The sequence below is a fragment of the Streptomyces prunicolor NBRC 13075 genome (genome assembly GCF_000367365.1).
In the GTDB taxonomy this organism is placed as follows: domain Bacteria; phylum Actinomycetota; class Actinomycetes; order Streptomycetales; family Streptomycetaceae; genus Streptomyces; species Streptomyces prunicolor.
The window spans coordinates 39,512-56,434 of record NZ_BARF01000099.1 but is presented as its reverse complement, the minus strand read 5'-3'; the positions used below and the strand labels follow the sequence as shown (position 1 = coordinate 56,434).

Annotated in this window: 20 protein-coding genes; 6 read left to right on the top strand and 14 right to left on the bottom strand. The window is 70.4% G+C overall.

Annotated features, from left to right (window positions below; translation table 11 throughout):
• Nucleotides 1–5: 5 nt before the first annotated feature.
• From SPR02S_RS57500 to SPR02S_RS42030, 3 genes are all read right to left on the bottom strand, one after another.
• Nucleotides 6–1,220, bottom strand: a complete 1,215-nt coding sequence (locus SPR02S_RS57500; protein WP_019063046.1) for an acyltransferase family protein — start codon at nt 1,218–1,220, stop codon at nt 6–8.
• Between the two features lie 64 nt (nt 1,221–1,284).
• Complete coding sequence (locus SPR02S_RS42035) at nt 1,285–2,262, bottom strand: alpha/beta hydrolase (RefSeq protein ID WP_019063045.1); 978 nt, start codon at nt 2,260–2,262, stop codon at nt 1,285–1,287.
• Nucleotides 2,263–2,600: 338 nt separating this feature from the next.
• Nucleotides 2,601–3,542: an alpha/beta hydrolase family protein gene (locus SPR02S_RS42030; protein WP_019063044.1), complete on the bottom strand. Its 942-nt coding sequence runs from the start codon at nt 3,540–3,542 to the stop codon at nt 2,601–2,603.
• A 240-nt stretch (nt 3,543–3,782) separates the two neighbouring features.
• Between SPR02S_RS42030 and SPR02S_RS42025 the strand changes: the two genes are divergently transcribed.
• A complete protein-coding gene (locus SPR02S_RS42025) occupies nt 3,783–4,427 on the top strand; it encodes a TetR/AcrR family transcriptional regulator (protein WP_019063043.1) in 645 nt (214 codons plus the stop codon).
• 64 nt (nt 4,428–4,491) lie between these two features.
• On the opposite strand, the gene kynU is transcribed toward SPR02S_RS42025, so the two are convergent.
• The 4 genes from kynU to SPR02S_RS42005 form a co-directional block, all read right to left on the bottom strand.
• Nucleotides 4,492–5,700, bottom strand: coding sequence for a kynureninase (kynU, locus tag SPR02S_RS42020; RefSeq protein ID WP_026151358.1), 1,209 nt, complete (start codon nt 5,698–5,700; stop codon nt 4,492–4,494).
• Complete coding sequence (locus SPR02S_RS42015; protein ID WP_019063041.1) at nt 5,693–6,532, bottom strand: tryptophan 2,3-dioxygenase family protein; 840 nt, start codon at nt 6,530–6,532, stop codon at nt 5,693–5,695. The genes kynU and SPR02S_RS42015 overlap by 8 nt, the downstream gene beginning before the upstream one ends.
• 185 nt (nt 6,533–6,717) lie before the next feature.
• Complete coding sequence (locus tag SPR02S_RS42010; protein ID WP_019063040.1) at nt 6,718–7,131, bottom strand: DUF3151 domain-containing protein; 414 nt, start codon at nt 7,129–7,131, stop codon at nt 6,718–6,720.
• Between the two features lie 198 nt (nt 7,132–7,329).
• Nucleotides 7,330–7,800 carry an ATP-binding protein gene (locus tag SPR02S_RS42005; protein WP_019063039.1) on the bottom strand — a complete coding sequence of 157 codons (471 nt, stop codon included), beginning with the start codon at nt 7,798–7,800 and terminating at the stop codon, nt 7,330–7,332.
• Between the two features lie 148 nt (nt 7,801–7,948).
• Here SPR02S_RS42005 and SPR02S_RS42000 point away from each other — a divergent pair, with 148 nt between their 5' ends.
• The 3 genes from SPR02S_RS42000 to SPR02S_RS41990 are packed head-to-tail and all read left to right on the top strand — an operon-like array spanning nt 7,949 to nt 9,314.
• Nucleotides 7,949–8,815, top strand: a complete 867-nt coding sequence (locus SPR02S_RS42000; protein ID WP_026151357.1) for a helix-turn-helix domain-containing protein — start codon at nt 7,949–7,951, stop codon at nt 8,813–8,815.
• Nucleotides 8,812–9,033 (top strand): DUF397 domain-containing protein, encoded by a 222-nt coding sequence (locus tag SPR02S_RS41995; protein WP_019063037.1) that lies wholly within the window; start codon nt 8,812–8,814, stop codon nt 9,031–9,033. The genes SPR02S_RS42000 and SPR02S_RS41995 overlap by 4 nt, the downstream gene beginning before the upstream one ends.
• The gene (locus SPR02S_RS41990; protein ID WP_019063036.1) at nt 9,030–9,314 is read left to right on the top strand and encodes a DUF397 domain-containing protein; all 285 of its coding nucleotides are present in this window, start codon (nt 9,030–9,032) and stop codon (nt 9,312–9,314) included. The genes SPR02S_RS41995 and SPR02S_RS41990 overlap by 4 nt, the downstream gene beginning before the upstream one ends.
• Here SPR02S_RS41990 and SPR02S_RS41985 read toward each other — a convergent pair.
• Together SPR02S_RS41985 and SPR02S_RS41980 are read right to left on the bottom strand one after the other, a co-directional pair.
• The gene (locus tag SPR02S_RS41985) at nt 9,311–10,165 is read right to left on the bottom strand and encodes a helix-turn-helix domain-containing protein (protein ID WP_019063035.1); all 855 of its coding nucleotides are present in this window, start codon (nt 10,163–10,165) and stop codon (nt 9,311–9,313) included. The genes SPR02S_RS41990 and SPR02S_RS41985 overlap by 4 nt on opposite strands.
• 21 nt (nt 10,166–10,186) lie before the next feature.
• Nucleotides 10,187–10,939, bottom strand: a complete 753-nt coding sequence (locus SPR02S_RS41980) for a DUF6879 family protein (RefSeq protein ID WP_019063034.1) — start codon at nt 10,937–10,939, stop codon at nt 10,187–10,189.
• A 184-nt stretch (nt 10,940–11,123) separates the two neighbouring features.
• Between SPR02S_RS41980 and SPR02S_RS41975 the strand changes: the two genes are divergently transcribed.
• Entirely contained in the window at nt 11,124–11,327 is a 204-nt protein-coding gene (locus SPR02S_RS41975) for a hypothetical protein (RefSeq protein WP_026151355.1), read from the top strand.
• 229 nt (nt 11,328–11,556) lie between these two features.
• Nucleotides 11,557–11,748 carry a hypothetical protein gene (locus SPR02S_RS41965; protein ID WP_019063031.1) on the top strand — a complete coding sequence of 64 codons (192 nt, stop codon included), beginning with the start codon at nt 11,557–11,559 and terminating at the stop codon, nt 11,746–11,748.
• A 62-nt stretch (nt 11,749–11,810) separates the two neighbouring features.
• On the opposite strand, the gene SPR02S_RS41960 is transcribed toward SPR02S_RS41965, so the two are convergent.
• The 5 genes from SPR02S_RS41960 to SPR02S_RS41940 form a co-directional block, all read right to left on the bottom strand.
• Nucleotides 11,811–13,286, bottom strand: coding sequence for an MFS transporter (locus SPR02S_RS41960; RefSeq protein WP_019063030.1), 1,476 nt, complete (start codon nt 13,284–13,286; stop codon nt 11,811–11,813).
• Between the two features lie 108 nt (nt 13,287–13,394).
• The gene (fbaA, locus tag SPR02S_RS41955; RefSeq protein WP_019063029.1) at nt 13,395–14,426 is read right to left on the bottom strand and encodes a class II fructose-bisphosphate aldolase; all 1,032 of its coding nucleotides are present in this window, start codon (nt 14,424–14,426) and stop codon (nt 13,395–13,397) included.
• A gap of 163 nt (nt 14,427–14,589) precedes the next feature.
• The gene (gene pyrE / locus SPR02S_RS41950; protein ID WP_019063028.1) at nt 14,590–15,138 is read right to left on the bottom strand and encodes an orotate phosphoribosyltransferase; all 549 of its coding nucleotides are present in this window, start codon (nt 15,136–15,138) and stop codon (nt 14,590–14,592) included.
• A gap of 10 nt (nt 15,139–15,148) precedes the next feature.
• The gene (locus SPR02S_RS41945; RefSeq protein WP_019063027.1) at nt 15,149–15,937 is read right to left on the bottom strand and encodes an aldose epimerase family protein; all 789 of its coding nucleotides are present in this window, start codon (nt 15,935–15,937) and stop codon (nt 15,149–15,151) included.
• Nucleotides 15,938–15,987: 50 nt separating this feature from the next.
• A complete protein-coding gene (locus SPR02S_RS41940; protein WP_078623157.1) occupies nt 15,988–16,800 on the bottom strand; it encodes an SRPBCC domain-containing protein in 813 nt (270 codons plus the stop codon).
• Between the last annotated feature and the right edge of the window lie 123 nt (nt 16,801–16,923).

Sequence of the window (16,923 nt, the reverse complement as noted above, 5' to 3'; positions counted from 1 at the left end):
CAACCCTAGGCACGGTGAGGGGTCTTCGCTCGGATGCGGGTGCGGGCGCGGGCGCGAGTACGGATGCCGGTACGGACCGTGCGCGGGCGCGGATCCTGTTCGTACGTCCTGAACGCCGTCCAACAGATCGTCAGGGCGAGTGCGAACACCGGGAGCCAGGCCACTCGGGCCGCGACCCACGTCAGCTCGTCGGGGCGGGTGTGCAGGCCGAGCAGGTGGCCCGCGGGGATGGTCGTGGCCGTGGTGGCCATCAGGGCTGTCTGGTGCCAGAGGAAGATCGTCATCGCGGAGAGGTTGACCAGGGCCACCGCCGACCAGGCGAGCGGGCGGCGCATCGTGCGGCGCAGGCGGTCACGGAGGAGCAGGGCCAGGCCGCACTGGGCCAGGCCGAAGGTGACGGCGGCCAGGGTCGGCGGGTCCAGGTTGGAGATCGTGCCGCCGGGGACGCCGACCATCGACGCCGGGTAGCCCGCCCAGAGGACGAGCGCCGCCGTCGCCGCCGCACCGCCCGCCAGCAGGACCCAGCCCGCTCGGGCACGGTCCAACTCCCCCCGGGTCCATGCCGCGCCCAGGGTGTACGGCACCAGCCAGCCGGCCGCCACGTTCACCCAGCCGAGCCAGGACGGGCCGCCCAGCCCGAAACGGATCAGGTCCACGTGCAGTACGACGGCCAGCGGCCACAGCGGGTTCAGCCGGGTCAGGAACGGAGTGGCCGCCGTCAGCCCCGCGAACACGACCAGGAACCACAGCGGCGACAGCGCCAGCTTGACCAGGGTGCGGACCGTTTCGAAGTCCGTGCCGGACAGGAGCAGCGCGACGGCCGTCACCGTCCACAGGGTGAGGACGGCTGCCGCAGGCCGGAACAGCCGGGACAGTCGGCCGGTCAGCCATTGACGGTACGTTGCGCCCCGGGCCCGCGCGGAGGCGTAACCACGGGTCGCCACATGCCCGCCCACCAGGAAGAACACCGCCAGCGTCTGGAACACCCAGGAGATGGGCGCCAGCCACGGCATGTCCTGCAACGGGCTCGCCGTGTGCAGCGTGCCGCTGTCCGCGACCAGCGCCGTCACCAGCCAGTGGCCCAGAACGACACCGAGGATCGCGAAGGCGCGCAGGGCGTCCACGGCACGGTCCCGGCCGGGCGGGGTGCCGGCGTCGACACGGGCGGCGCCGCGCCGTATGCGATCAGTGTCGAGCCGTATCCGCCGTGTCTGCCGCATCCTCCGTATCCGCCGCATCCGCTGTATCCGCCGTGTCCCGTCCGTCGTGTGGCTCAGGGTCTGCTCACGCATGGGTCACCTCCGAGGTCTCGCCCAGGACGATCCGGGCGAGGTTGGCCAGGGAGGCCGTGCCCGGGGCGAAGTAGTCGCTGTGGCCGACGTCGCCGGCCGCGAAGACCTGGGCGCCGAACGCCGGGGACACCGGGTCGGTGCCGAAGCCGACGGTCGTGCCGAACAGGTCCGCGCTGACGTGCGGGACACCGCCGACCCAGTCGTCGGCGCCGCGTGCCGCCCAGACGCGGGCCGGGGTGTGCAGGCCGGCGGCGGAGTCAACTCCCGTACCGGGGCTGCCGATCAGGGTGATGCCGGACACGGCCAGACCGGGGGCGGCCCGGCCGCAGACGACCGTGCCGTACGAGTGGCACACGAGCGTGAGGTGCGCCTCGCGGCCGGTGATGGTGTGCAGCTGGCGTACGAACTCCCGTAGGTGTGGGGCCGCTTGGTCCGCTCTGGTCGGCGTCAGGACGGTGCTGCTCACCGTGCGCGGGGTGTCGTAGCCGAGCCAGGAGACCACCGCCGTACGGGAGTTGGGGGCGTCCCGGGTCAGTTGGCTGTGCAGGTTGAGCGCGGTCGCGCGGAAGCGGTCGTAGGTGTCGAGCGTGGTGTCCGAACCCGGGACCAGGACGGCCACGCGGTCGGCGTGCGCCAAGTCGCCGAAGACTCCGGTCGCTTGACCCGACCCGCGGCCGTCGAACGCGAGGAAGTCACGATCCGGATCGGCCATCCCGCGGTCCGCCGCCGCACGACGGTCGTCGCCGTCGGCGCCGGCCATCCGGGACGCCTCGGCGGCATTGGCCCGGTTGGCGGCATACACCTCGTCCAACGTGCCCGCCGTGAGCGGAGGGAGCACGGCAGGCACCGGCGCGGGAATCACCGGCTGCGCCGCGGCCGAGAGGGGGATCACCACGGCACCGGTGACGAACGCGGCGAGCAGGGCACGACGCCATCTGCCGGTACGGCGACGCCTGCTCGCCCGCGGCACGGCAGCCCCGGCAACTTCCGTATCCGGCTCGGCAGTTGCCGCCTCGGCCGCCCCCGACCGGAGCGCCACCCCCGACCCGAGCGCCGTCCCCGTGTCGAGCCCCACCCCCGTATCGAGCCCCGTCCCCGCCCTCATCCCCGTCTCCCCTCCCGGTCCGCCCGGCCGACCGCCGGGCTCATCTGGAAGGAAAATTACGGATCGGGGCACGTCGTCCGCGTCACACCAGGGAGCTCACCTGCGTCGTAGCTCTCAGGTATTACGGGTATGACCGGGACGGCCGACCGACAACCGGGACCGCCGAGCGACAACCGGCAGCCACCCACCACTCCCCCGGCCGCTCACCACGCCAGCTGGGCGATCTCCTCTGCCACCACCGCGCACGCGTCCGCCGCCGGGTCGATCAGCGGGAAGTGACCGACGTCCTCCAGCAGCGTGAGGCCGACGACCTCGCCGGACTTCGCCGCCGCGTCCGCGTAGGACTCGGCGACCGCCTGCGGGACGACGAGGTCGGCGCGGCCCTGGACGAGGGTGGTGGCGATGCCGGTGGGGAGCAGGAGCGTGGGGTCCGCGTACGGCAGGCGCTCGGCGAACTTGGCTTCTCCGCCCAGGAGTTGGGCGGCCGCTCCGTCACACACCGCCAGCTCCTCGGCGACCGTGAAGTCGGCGATCGGGGCGAGGGCGATCACGCCGCGCAGCGCGGCGGGGGCGTCGGTGCGCCAGGGGGCGTCCTTCGGGAGGACGTGCCGGGCCGCCGCCCACAGCGCGAGGTGACCGCCCGCCGAGTGCCCGGTGATCACCGTGCGACGCGGATCGGCCTGCGGCAGCGCCTCCCGTACCAGCGCGGGGAGCGCGTCCAGCGCGGCGGCGACGTCGTCGAAGGTGTCCGGCCAGCGCCCCGCGACCGGGCCCCCGGCAGCGCCCTCCGCAGAGCCAGTCGCGGAGCCGATCGCGCTGCCCTGCGCCGGAATTGAGGTGCCCGCCGCAGGACTCGCAGGCCCCCGCCGGTACTCGACGTTGGCCACCGCGAACCCCCGTCGCGCCAGGAAGTCCGCGAACGGGGTGATGTGTCTGCGGTCGTACGGGGCGCGCCACGCGCCCCCGTGCAGTACTACGACCAGGGGTGGAGCCTCGCCCGGCAGGCGTTCGCCGCGCGGGGCGTAGAAGTCGATCACCTGGTCGGGGTGGTCGCCGTACGCGGCGGTGCTGTCGGGGTCGACGGCGGGGTGCGAGAAGGCCGACTCCTCTTCTGCGACGGCACGTGCGGCTGCGTCGTCCGGCATGCTCCAACCTCTCAGCGACGATGGGGGCACCTCCCAGGCTTTCGGCACTGGGGGAGGATTTGGACGGTTCGGATGTGGCGGACCTGGGGAAGATTGCGGCCGTTGGCGGGACGCTACCAGGCCGGTGACGTGCGCGGACACGCGGATATCACGTTGGGTGAGGGTTAAACGGTTCTGCTGTTTCGTTACGCTGACGCCGTGCCCGTCACGGCACCGCATCAGCACCCTCAGGAGCCCATCATGTCCCCCGACTCCGAACCCGAACCCGAACCCGAACCCGGCACCCTGCGCCCCGGTGGCCGCACGGCACGCGTGCGTACGGCCGTACTACGGGCCGCGGGTGACGTGCTGGCCGAGCGCGGTGTCGACCGGCTCGACCTCTCGGACGTCGCCCGCCGGGCGGAGGTCGGCAAGACCACGGTGTACCGGCGCTGGGGTTCGGTGCCCGCGCTGGTCGCGGACCTCCTCGTCGACATGGCCGAACAGTCGCTGCCGCGCGAGGAGACGGGTTCACTGCTCGGCGACCTGCGGGCGGGCGCCCTGCTGGTGCAGCGCACGCTCGCCGATCCCCGCCGGGGCGCCCTGTTCCGCGCCGTCATCGCCGCCGCGACCTGCGACGCCCGTACGGCCGAGGCCCTGCGCCACTTCTACGACGTGCAGGTCACCGAGTGGGCACCCTGTGTCGAACAGGCCGTAGCACGAGGGGAGTTGCCTGCCGGGACCGATCCCTCTCAGGTCGTACGGGCCGTATCGGCGCCCCTCTACTACGAGTTGCTGACCACCGGCACAGCCCCGGACGCCCCTGCCGCGGAGCGGGCCGCGCTCGCCGCGCGGGCCGCCGCCGTGGCAGGGGTGTATGTGCACGGTCAGCGGCTGATGGGCTAGGTCGACAGCGCCCCGAAGGGGCGCGGGGAACTGCGCGACCAGCCCCCACCGGCCGGTGGTTTCATCACTGCTCTTCCAGCGAAGCGCCCAGCACCCGGGCCGCCCGCTCCACGTCCCCGAACCCGACGTACAACGGCGTGAATCCGAACCGCAGTACATCGGGATGCCGGAAGTCGCCGACCACGCCCCGCTCGATCAGCCGCTTCATCACGTCCCCGGCGCCCTCGCACCGCAGCGCGACCTGACTGCCGCGCTCCGCATGGGCCGCCGGAGTCACCGACTCCACGTGCCCGGACGGGACGTACGCCCCCACGCACTCCAGGAAAAAGTCCGTCAGAGCAAGGGACTTGGCACGCACCGCCCCGATCGAGACGCCCTCTCCCTCCCCGTCGCCGTCCCACACATCGAGGGCGGCTTCCAGGGCGAGCATGGACAGGATGTCCGGCGTGCCCACGCGCCCGCGCAGGGCACCGGCGGCGGGTTCGTACTCGGAGCGCATACCGAAGGGTTCGACGTGCGAGTTCCAGCCGGGGAGCGGCGAGTCGAAGCGCCCCTGCAACTCCCGCCGCACATACAGATACGCGGGTGAACCCGGGCCGCCGTTCAGGTACTTGTAGGTGCAGCCGACCGCGAGGTCGACCCCGTGTTCGTCGAGCCCGACCGGCAGCGCGCCCGCACTGTGGCACAGGTCCCAGACGACCACGGCACCCGCCGCGTGCACCGCGGCCGTGAGCGCGGGCAGGTCGTGCAGCCGCCCGGTGCGGTAGTCGACGTGGTTGAGGAGCACCGCCGCCGTACGCTCGCCGAGCGCGCCCGGCACCTCGGCCGGAGCCACCGGCCGCAGCGTGCACCCGGTCATCCGGGCCGCCGACTCGGCGATGTACCCGTCCGTGGGAAAGGTGGTCGCGTCGACGACGATCTCGTCCCGACCCTCGCCCGCCATCCGCACAGCAGCCACAAGTGCCTTGAAGACATTGACACTTGTGGAGTCGCCGACGACGATCTGCCCGGCCGCCGCCCCGACCAGCGGAGCGATCCGATCACCGATCCGCTCGGGCGCGGTCCACCACCCGCTCTCGTCCCAGGACCGGATCCGCAACTCGCCCCACTGACGCCGTACGACGTCCTCGACCCGCCCCGGAACACCGACCGGCAGCGCGCCGAGCGAGTTCCCGTCCAGATAGACCACGCCATCGAGGACGAACTGCGAACGCACGCGCGCCAGTTCATCGATGGCGTCCAACTTCTCTGCTTCTGCGGCAAGTTCAGACATGGGACCGCGCCGTCCACAGCTCGGGGAACACGTTCTTCTGGGCCCGCTTCTCCAGCCAGGCCACGCCCGCGGAGCCACCGGTCCCGGTCTTGGCGCCCATCGCGCGCCGGGTGGCGACGAGATGGTCGTTGCGCCATCGCCAGACCAGTTCGGCGACATCGGTCAACGCCTCGCCGAGCCGGGCGAGTTCGTCGCCGGCGTCACCGGAGTAGAGGGCGGTCCACACCTCCTCGACGGCCTCCGACGGCTCGTACCGCAGCGTCACGTCACGCGTCAGTACGGCCTCGGGAACGGCGTGCCCGCGCCGGTCGAGGAGCCTCAACACCTCGTCGTAGAGGCTCGGTTCGTGCAGGGCCTTCTCCAACTCGGCGTGCACGCGCGGCGCTCCGCGGTGCGGGACGAGCATGGACGCGGACTTCTCGCCGAGCAGGAACTCCATCCGGCGGTACATCGCGGACTGGAAGCCGGAGCCCTCGCCGAGGGCGGCACGGTAGGAGTTGAACTGGGCCGGCGTGAGCTGGCCGAGGGGCCGCCAGGAGGCGTTGAGCGCGTCGAGTTCCCGTACGGAGCGCTTCAGCGCGTCGATCGCGACCGGCACCCGGTCCTCGCGCAGGGCCCGTGCGGCGGTCTCCCACTCGTGGACGATGACGGTGAACCACAGCTCCATGACCTGGGTGGTGACGAGGAAGACCATCTCGCCGGGGTCGTCGGAGCGGGTGTGCTGGAGGTGGGTGAGGACGTCGGCCTGGACGTAGTCCTCGTAGGGGGTCGTCCCCTGGAAGTCGAGATGCGGGGCCTCGGGCTCCTGAGTTTCCTGAGCCGGTTGGGACATCGCTGTCTCCTGATGCGTACTCCGGGTAGCGGTCCGCCCCTGCCGTTATCGACACGGTGGCCCCGGTCCCCACCGGGCATCCTCCCCAATCGTCCCCCGAGACCGCAAGGTCCGCCTGGTCACACCAGGCGGACCTGCATCAATACCCACGTACTACGGGACTACGGGACTACGGGACTACGGGACTAGCCCAGCGTCTGGGCCGCCGTGGGCGAGGAGTCCTTCAGGAACTGGCTGCACCGCGCGTACTCCTCCTGCTCCCCGATCGCCTGCGCGGCCCGCGCGAGGCCGTGCAGGGCCCGCAGGAACCCACGGTTCGGCTCGTGCTCCCAGGGCACCGGTCCGTGCCCCTTCCATCCGTTGCGCCGCAGGGAGTCCAGCCCGCGGTGGTAACCCGTACGCGCATAGGCGTACGACTCCACGACACTCCCCCGCTCGAACGCGTCGTCGGCCAACAGCGCCCAGGCCAGCGAGGAGGTCGGGTACTTCGCGGCGACATCGGCGGGCGTCGCACCACTCGCGAGGAGGTCGCGCGGCCCGGGGTCTTCGGGGAGGTGGGTCGGGGGCGGTCCCCCGAGGAGGTTCTCGTGAATCGTCATGGGTTCCAGTCTCCCCCAGGGGTGGCGATTGCCTGGCATCCCGTCCACGTCGGCTCGCTTCGGCTCTCTTCGGCTCTCTTGGACAAGGAGATGGGCTCCTGGATCACCGTGAGTGACGAGGGCAAGAGGTCCAGTGTCAATGCCGCCGATGCGAGGCGGTGCGCTTCCGAACTCTGCGTACGCCCCCGGCTTCCTGCGTCAGCCCCACTCCGGTTCGGCAGGCACCCGGCACCGCACCTGCTTCCCGATCGCCGACCTCCGCACCTGCCATCCCGGCGCCAGCAGACCGACCAGCCCGAGCCCCCGCCCGCTCTCCGCCTCCGCGCTGTCGAGCGCCGTCGCCCGCCGCGTCGGCAACACACCGGGATCCGGATCGTGCACGTTCACCGCGATGCCGTACGACGTCACGTACACCTCGACCACAAGGGGCACGTGTGGCCCGCAGGCCCGCACCGAGTTCCCGACCAGCTCGGACAGCACGAGCTGCGCGGAGTCGACGGCGTCGCCCGAGATGCCGTGACCGAGGAGTTCGTCGCGGGTCAACGCCCTTACGGCGCCCAGGTTTTGGGGTGAGGCGTTGATGTGGGCGGCGAAGCCTTGGGGGCGGGGGCGGAGGTAGTAGCCGGGGGTGGGGTGCGGGGTGAGCGTAGGGATCGACGCGGGCTGCATGGGAGTGCCTCCTTGCGGTCATCGGGAACTGCTCACAGCTTGCACCGTTCGGAAAGTTTTCTCCCTAAGGTAGAAAACTTTCCACTCGTGTGAGTGAATTGCTCGCGACGGTGTGCGATCCACACCCCGGACTTGCGACACTCCGCACATGCCCAACTCGCCACTGGTACCGACTGTTCGACGCCGCCGCCTGGGCGCGAGCCTGCGCGGCCTCCGCAACGAGGCCGGAATGACGCTCGACGTCGCGGCCACGGCCATGGGCTGGAGGGGCCCGAAGCTGTCGAAGATCGAGAGCGCCACTCAAGCGATCCGGCCGGCCGACGTGGGTGCGCTGCTCAGTGTCTACGGCGTGGCAGACCCCCAAGTGAGGGACGCACTGGAGGACTTGGCGCGGGACGCCGGAAAGAGGGGCTGGTGGCAGACGTACAGCGGGGTGGTTTCGCCGGCCTATGCCGACTACATCTCCCTGGAGACGGACGCCGACACCATCTGCGCCTGGTCACCACTCGTCGTCCCGGGTTTGCTGCAGACGGCCGCCTACGCCCGGGAGACGATCACAGGCGTGACGACCTCGCGCACCCCGGACGAGGTGGCCGCTCTGGCCGAGGTGAGGATGGCCAGGCAAGCCGTCCTGTCCCGCCCCGGCACGGCCCCTGAGATGTGGGCCATCATCCACGAGGCGGCACTGCGCCAGCGCTTCTCCGCACGGTCCTCGACCATGCGCGAGCAACTCCGTCGGCTGCTCGACGCCTCGGACATGCCCAACGTCACCGTGCAGGTGATGCCCTTGGACTCCACCCCGCATCCCGGGGTGGTCGGCGGCTTCACCCTCACCGGTTTTCCACCGCCCATGCCTTCCGTAGTGCTCTTGGAGAACCTCGGCGGCGCGACGTACGTTGAGGGCGACGATGCGACCCCCTTCACCAAGGCCTTTGAACGCATCCGTGCAACGGCCCTTCCGGTGGAGGACTCGCTCGCGAGAATCGCCGAGCTGGAAGAGAGCCACCGGAAGTGAATCACCTCAAGGCTGAGCTGTACGCGTACGACCTCACCGAGGCGATATGGCGGAAGGCATCCGCCAGCGGCGCGGAGCACGACTGCGTCGAGATAGCCCAACTCCCGGCCGGAGCAAAGGCAGTTCGCGACTCCAAGGCTCCCGACCGAGCTGACCTGCGCTTCACCGCCTCGGAGTGGACCGCCTTCCGGAAGGGTGTCATCACCGGCGAACTGTGACCGGCGAGTTGGCACTGATCGCCCCCATCGAGGAGAAGCAGCGCCACATGAGTGACATCCCCAATCCGGACCTGCGCAGCTTCGACCTGACCACGGCGATATGGCGGAAGGCATCCGCCAGCGGCGGGGAGGGAAACTGCGTCGAGGTCGCCCAACTCCCGGGCGGTGACAGGGCAGTTCGCGACTCCAAGGACCCCTGTCGAGGCTTCCTGCGCTTCACCGCTGCCGAGTGGGCCGCCTTCCGCGCGGGCGCTCTCGGCGGTCATGCCGACTGCGACTAGGGGCTCAACGCCCGCTGCGCCGCGTTGATCACGTTGTGCGCGTCGTTGCCGTATAGCGCCGACTCCGCCAAAGTCGCCCAGACCCGCAGGTAAGTAGCGACACTGTCCGCGTCGTCGATCCACAACTCCGCGTGCCAGTCCTCGACGATGACGAGGCGTTCGTCGTAGACCCAGAAGCTGTTGCCGGGCCAGATCTTCAGGGGGGCGCTGAACGGGATGATGCCGAGTTCGACGGTGTCCAGGCCGATCGCGGCGGCGAGATGGTGGAGTTGCGCCGCCAGGACGGACGGCGGGCAGACCAGGGAGCGGAGTGCGCCCTCCCACATCATGATCCGGTGGGTGCGGCCACGCTGGTACAGCCTTTCCTGACGTTGGATCCGGGCGCGGACGGCGTCCTCAGTGTCGCGTGGTGACCGTAGGAGATCGGCGTGCCGGGCGAAGACGTGGCGGGCGTAGTCCGCGGTTTGCAGGAGGCCGGGGATCAGGCAGCTCTCCCAGATGGTGAGGACCCGCGTGCGCTCGTGCTCCGCGGTGGCGGCGTCCTGGACGGTCTTGTGCCCCGCGGCCAACTGACGGCGCCACGAGCGGATGTGTGACTCGAACCCCCGGAGTTTGGCGAGCAGTTCGTCGACGGCCTCGGGGTGACCGGTCCCGTTCGCCCATGCCCTCAAGTCGTCGGCCGTGGCGGTCTGCCTGCCGTTCTCCAGCTTGCTGACCTTGACCTTGGTCCATCCCGGGCCGAGCCGTTCCGCGAGCTGCGTACCGGTGAGCCGGCCGTCAGGAGCCGTCAGGCGAAGCTCCCGGAGCCGCACTCCGAGCGCCTCGCGGGCCTGCTGATAGTCCGTGCTCACCGATAGGCACCTGCCTCACCTCTACCCCCTGGCGTCGGCCAAGGCCTTGAACCCCTCGTACGGGACGGCGTAGTGCATAGCAACGTCACGCAGCCGGTTGTACTGGTTGACGCGTGCGGGCTCCGTGATCAGTTCGGCACCCGTGAGATTGTCCTCGTCGTCCCAGAGGCACAGGGCGACGATATGCGAGTCGAAGATCCAGAAATCCTCGTCGGGCAGGTGCACGCGCTCGGCGTCCTCACGCCACATGTTCCGCACCTCCTCACCCAGCGCCGCGTTGTGTTCGGCATGCGCGAGAAGGTACAACTGCCCTTCTGTCGGCGGGTTGTCGACGATACGGACGCGGCCGACGTATGCGCCGTCGCGCGTCTTGGCACTGATGGTGCGTGCCCAGGGCGAGTCCATGTCCCATGCCGGCACCTCGCCCCGGACGAACTGGGCGTAGGTGTCGGTGGCCCGGTCCACGGCGTAGCCCTTGCGCATCTCCAGATGCCAGGCGCTGTGCCGGAAGTTCTCGAAGAGCCGCGCGAACGCCTCCGGGTCGAGCATGCGCGGCTCGGTGTCCCGGTTCTTCGGGCCGAAGTCGATGATCGTGTTTCGCGGCACCACGACGGGGATCTCGTCCTCGTCCAAGTGCTGGAGCTGGGCGATGGCGTCCGGGTCGGTGAGCCGGGGACCGTGCACGATGATCTCGCCCGTGTCCAGGTCTTCATGGATCGCGGGGCAGGAACCTCCGCCGCTACCGGTGCCGTTGAAGCGCAGGCGTCGCGTCATGACCAGATCCTTTCCTCGGGAGGACTCGGGAGAACTGATCCATCAAGCATCACGGAGGGCAACTGCCTGTGTACCGGGTTCGGTCGGCCCGCGCGGCTAACATCGCGCAACTTCACCACATCGTCAAGAAACTTCGAGCAACTCCCCTCGTGCCGCGCAACTCCCCACTCCTACCGTCCTGTTCATGGCTACGACGGAACGGCGGGACGTCGACCCGCATACGGCAGTGGAATCCCTCCGGCAAGCACTCGCCGAGGCCGGGATCGTCCTCCCGTCCCTCGGCGTCGACTTCGGGCACCCCGGCCTGAACCTCGTCGAGATGGGGAGAGTCCGCGCCGACGTGGCCGAGCGACTGGCGGAGGCGGTTCGGCGAGGGGGCCGTGAATGATGGCGGGGAAACAGCAGGAAGGCGCTCTGGTCTTCGACGCCGAGACCAGCAGACTCGGTTACGTCACGGGGCACGAAGGCCCGTACACCCAGCTGCGCCCAGTGACCGGCGGACGCGAGTGGGACGCCTCCCCGGTTCACGTCCGTCCGGCCACGGAAGCAGAACGGCGCACAGCCATGTGTGAGCGCACTCGGGCACTCAACGCGGCGAGCAGCGGCGGAACCTTCGTATGAGCACGTCGGCGACCGACGACCTCTCCACTCGCTCCGCCGAATGCGCCCTCGCCGCCCAGGCCGGTTATCAAGACCTGCACCAGGACTGCCGCCAGACCGACGACATCCCGCTGCCCCACGGCGGCGGCATCATCCTGGTCGCGCGGTGTACCTGCCCCTGCCACCCATACATCGCCACGGAGGCCTAGCCCCGCCCGCTCACCGTCGCCGCCGGACCTCTCATCGCCGCCCGGCATCGACCCCTACTCCCCTACTCCGCCTCCAACCGCCCCTTCCCCACCCGCGGCTCCAACGGCGGAGCCGTAACCCACCCGTGCGTAAGGCACTCCGGCCGACGGCAGTCCGGAGCCGGGCGGCGTACGGTCGCGAAAGCCACCACCGACCCCACCACCAGAACCCCCGCGCACCACAGCATCGCCCGGTCGAAGGCGTGGTCGAAGGCACCCGCCGACCGGTACGCCTCCGGCCCCATGCCCGCCAGCAACGGCAGCGCGGCGACCGCGATGAGGCCGGCCGCGCGGGCCGCCGCGTTGTTGATGCCGCTGGCCAGGCCCGCACGGGCGGTGTCGACGGAGGCGAGGACCGTGGCCGTGAGCGGCGCGACCAGGGTGACCATGCCGGTGCCCATCACCAACAGGGCGGGCAGGACATCGGCCAGGTACGAGGCGTCCTGGCCGACGCGCAGCATCAGCAGCATGGCCGCCGCGCACAACAGGGGGCCGACCGTGAGGGGGATGCGGGGGCCGATCCGCTGGGCCAGTTCGCCCGAGCGGGCCGAGAACAGGAGCATGAGGGCGGTTGTGGGGAGCAGCGCCGTGCCCGCCTGGAGTGCCGAATAGCCCGCCACTACCTGGAGTTGGAGCGCGGTGAGGAAGAAGAAGCCGCCGAAGGCCGCGTAGACGCAGAGCGTGACGAGGTTGACCGCCGTGAACTGGCGCGACGCGAAGATGCCCGGCGGCATCATCGGGTCGGGGCGGCGCTTCTCGACGTAGACGAAGGCGATCCCCGCGGCCACGCCGGCGACGGCGGTCAGCGCGACCACCAGCGAACCGTTCCGCGCCTCGATCAGCGCGTACGTCACCAGGGCGAGCGCCACCGCGCCAAGCGCCGCGCCCAGTACGTCGAAGCTTCCGTGTTTACGGCCGTCCGCCGACTCGGGGACGTGTCGTACGGCGATCGGGACGCACGCCAGCGCCAGCGGGACGTTGATCAGGAACACCCAGCGCCAGCCGGGGCCGTCCACCAGCCAGCCGCCCAGGAACGGCCCGATCGCCGCGCCGATACCGCCGAAGCCGGACCACAGGCCGACCGCCCTGGCCCGGTCGTCGGGGTGGAAGGAGGCCTGGATGAGGGCGAGGGAGCCGGGAGTGAGGAGCGCGCCGCCAATGCCCTGGAGCGCACGCGCGGCGACCAGGACACCCACGTTGGGCGCGAGCCCGCACAGCAGCGAGGCCGCCGCGAACCAGATCACGCCCAGGACGAAGACCTTGCGGCGGCCGTAGCGGTCACCGAGCGAACCGCCGAGGAGGATCAGACCGGCCAGCGTGAGCATGTACGCGTTGGCCGTCCACTGGAGGGCGGCCAGGTCGGCGCCGAAGTCGCGGCCGATGCGCGGCAGGGCGACGTTGACGACGGTGGAGTCCACCATGGCCATGCTGGAGCCGAGGACCGTGGTCAGCAGGATCCACTTGCCCTGGGGCGAGGCAAGCCGGACGTCGGAGGACATGCCCCAGGTATACAACGAGCCCGGTGCCGTAGCACCGGGCTCGCGAAAAGGGGCGCCATAAACCCTCGTGAACGCCTCGAAGAGACGCCTGCTCGATCTTCGAGAGGGTTACTTGATCTTCGTGCCCGTGGAGCGCAGGTGGGAGCACGCCTCGGTGACGCGCGCCGCCATCGACGCCTCGGCGAGCTTGCCCCAGGTGCGCGGGTCGTAGGTCTTCTTGGAGCCGACCTCGCCGTCGACCTTCAGGACACCGTCGTAGTTCTTCAGCATGTGGTCCGCGACCGGGCGCGTGAACGCGTACTGGGTGTCGGTGTCGAGGTTCATCTTCACCACGCCGTTCTCCAGCGCGGTGGCGATCTCCTCCGGCGTGGAGCCGGAACCGCCGTGGAAGACGAAGTTGAACGGCTTGCTGCCGGCCGGCTGGCCGTACTTCGCGGCCACGCCCTCGTTCAGCTCCTTGAGCAGCTCGGGGCGGAGCACGACGTTGCCCGGCTTGTACACACCGTGCACGTTGCCGAACGACGCGGCCAGCAGATAGCGGCCCTTCTCGCCGAGGCCGAGCGCCTCGACCGTACGGATCGCGTCCTCGACCGTGGTGTAGAGGGAGTCGTTGATCTCGTGCGAGACACCGTCCTCCTCGCCGCCGGTCGGAGTGATCTCCACCTCAAGGATGATCTTCGCGGCGGCCGCGCGGGCCAGCAGCTCCTGCGCGATGGCGAGGTTGTCGGCGAGGGTCTCCGCCGAGCCGTCCCACATGTGGGACTGGAACAGCGGGTTGCCGCCGGCCTTCACGCGCTCCTCGGAGACGGCGATCAGCGGGCGTACGTACCCGTCGAGCTTGTCCTTGGGGCAGTGGTCGGTGTGCAGCGCGACCGTGACCGGGTACTTCTCGGCGACGATGTGCGCGAACTCGGCCAGGGCCACGGAGCCCGTGACCATCTCCTTGGCGTACTGGCCGCCCAGGAACTCGGCGCCACCCGTGGAGATCTGGACGATGCCGTCGCTCTCGGCCTCCGCGAAGCCGCGCAGCGCAGCGTGCAGGGTCTGGGTCGAGGTCACATTGATGGCCGGGTAGGCGAACTTGCCTGCCTTCGCCCGGTCGAGCATCTCGTTGTAGACCTCGGGGGTTGCGATGGGCATGGTCCGCTCCTTGGTATCTGCGGGTTGGCGATCTTCGCGATCTGCGTACTACGGCCCTGACCTAGACCTTGGGTGCGACGTCATCGTCGGCCCCATCTTTCCAGACGCGGCCGAATGCCAGGACCCCGCTGTCTCGCCCTGTGGATAACTCAGGCGGACGCGGTCAGTCCAGGCCCAGCTCGTCCTTGGAGTAGGCGAAGAGATACGGCACTCCCGCACCCGCCTCGATCTTCTCGGCGGCACCGGTCGCCCGGTCCACGATGGTCGCGACGCCGACGACCTCCGCACCGGCCCTGCGCACGGCCTCGACGGCGGTGAGCGGGGAGTCACCGGTGGTGGAGGTGTCCTCGACGACCAGCACCCGGCGGCCCGCGATCTCCGGACCCTCCACCTGGCGCTGCATGCCGTGGGCCTTCGCGGCCTTGCGCACGACGAAGCCGTCCAGCTTGCGCCCGCGCGCGGCGGCGGCGTGCACCATCGACGTGGCGACGGGGTCGGCGCCCATGGTCAGCCCGCCGACCGCGTCGAAGTCCAGGTCCGCGGTCAGATCCAGCAGCACCTGCCCGACGAGCGGAGCGGCTTCCCCGTCGAGGGTGACGCGGCGGAGGTCGATGTAGTAATCGGCCTCCAGCCCCGACGACAGGGTCACCTTGCCGTGCACCACGGCCTTGTCCTTGATCTGCTGCAGCACCACGCCGCGTACGTCCGTCATGCCGCCCAGCTTAGAGGCGCGTCCAACTCCAGGTCATCGTGGCTTCGAGCGGCTCGATCGGCGTGACCAGGCGGGGCAGGGTGTTCAGCCCGTTCGGCGGCCCGGTCTGCGGTTCCACGCACACAGCGGCCTCCTGCTCGTCGTAGACGACGACCCACTCCTCCGGGCTCGTCACCCTCAACTCCAGCTGCCCCGGCCAGGTCAGCGTGACGTCGACACCACCGGGCATGCCGAAACAGTCGTCCCAGGGGCCGGGTTCACGGTCGATGCGCTTGCCGGTGGGGAGGTGGTCCTCGCCGCGCTCCTCCTGCCAGGCGGGACTGAAGTCGACGGTCACGTCCTCGCCGCCGAGGTTCCGGTGGAACCACGGGTGCCAGCCGATCTGCGCCGGGAACGAGTCGTCGTACGCCTCCACCGCCATGGTGAGCGTCAGGGCGTCCCCGGTCAGCGCGACGACCTGGGTGACGCGGCCCGGGTGGGGCCAGGGCTCGACCAGGTCGTACGTGATGACCGCCTCGTCGGCCGACCTGCGGGCGGTGCGCCAGGCGCCGTCGCGGACGGTGCCGTGGATGGCGTGCGGCGGGGAGTTGAGCGGCATCTGGCGGACGGTCCCGCCGTCCAGGAAGCGGCCGTCGCGGGTCCGCCCGCACCAGGGGACCATCGGGAAGCACCCGAACCGCTCGCCCTGGCGCAGCAGTTCGGTGCCGCCGACGCGGAGCCCTCCGATACGGCCGCCGTTGCCCGGCTGCACCGTCACTTCCGCGTCGCCCGCGGTCAGCGTGATCTCTTCGTTACTCACGGCACGACCCTACTGGGCTGATCAAAAGCGAAGGGCGCCGACCCTTCAACTCAACGGCGTTTGCGCAGGACCCTGTTGACCACGATCGCCGAGGCGAGGACCAGCGCTGCCGCGGGTGCCGCCCAACGGAGGGTGGCGTTAGCCGACACGGTCTGCGGGGCGGGAACGGGGGCGTACCGCCCGCGCGGCGGCGCGTGATCGACCTCCTCCGCGCTGCGCCCGATCATCGTGCGGCGGGCGTGAGCGGCTTCGGCGGGAAGCTCCGGGGCGTCGGCGAAGGTCTCGGAGACGTGGGGTTCGTCCAGGCCACCGATGTCGGCGACGGTGTCGTCGATATCGTCCACGGTGTCGTCGATGTCATCGGCCGGCAGTGGATCGAGGGGCGAGGGCTCAGTCTCGAACTCCGGGGCGGGATCCGTGGGTCGGGGCTGTTCAGGCTCGTCCACGTCCGCCCCCAGACTCTCCGCGAACCGATCCAGGAGCCTTGTCACCGCCGACCGCACCGCGACCGGCGCCAGTTCGGTGATCCGACCGTCAGCCGTCGCCGTACCGTCGAAGACGAGGGTGCAGCCACCGTCGGCCTCGCGAACGCGCAGGCTGAGGGCGAGTTTCACGGAACCGGTGCCGCGGGCCTCGGTCGCGTCCCCCTCGACGGCATACGTACCGTCGTCCTGCGCGGAGACGCGAACGGCCCCCCGATAGGTGATGGAGTGACTGCCGATACGCACCTTCAGGCGCCCGGCGACGGGTTCGGTACCGGCGTCCTGCTGAAAGCCGGGAAGGGCGTGCGCGACCCGGACGGGGTCGCCCAGCGCGGCCCGCAGCCGCTCGGCGGGAACCGGAACGTGCACCTCATGCTCCATGCTTGCCGAGCCTACCTAGGTTGACCGGGGCTACACCTGTCGTTGCCCTTAAGTGCGCCCGTGTTCGTGCGAGCGCCCCTGCATAAAAGGCACACCCCCACAGGCCCGCAGCCGCCGAACAAC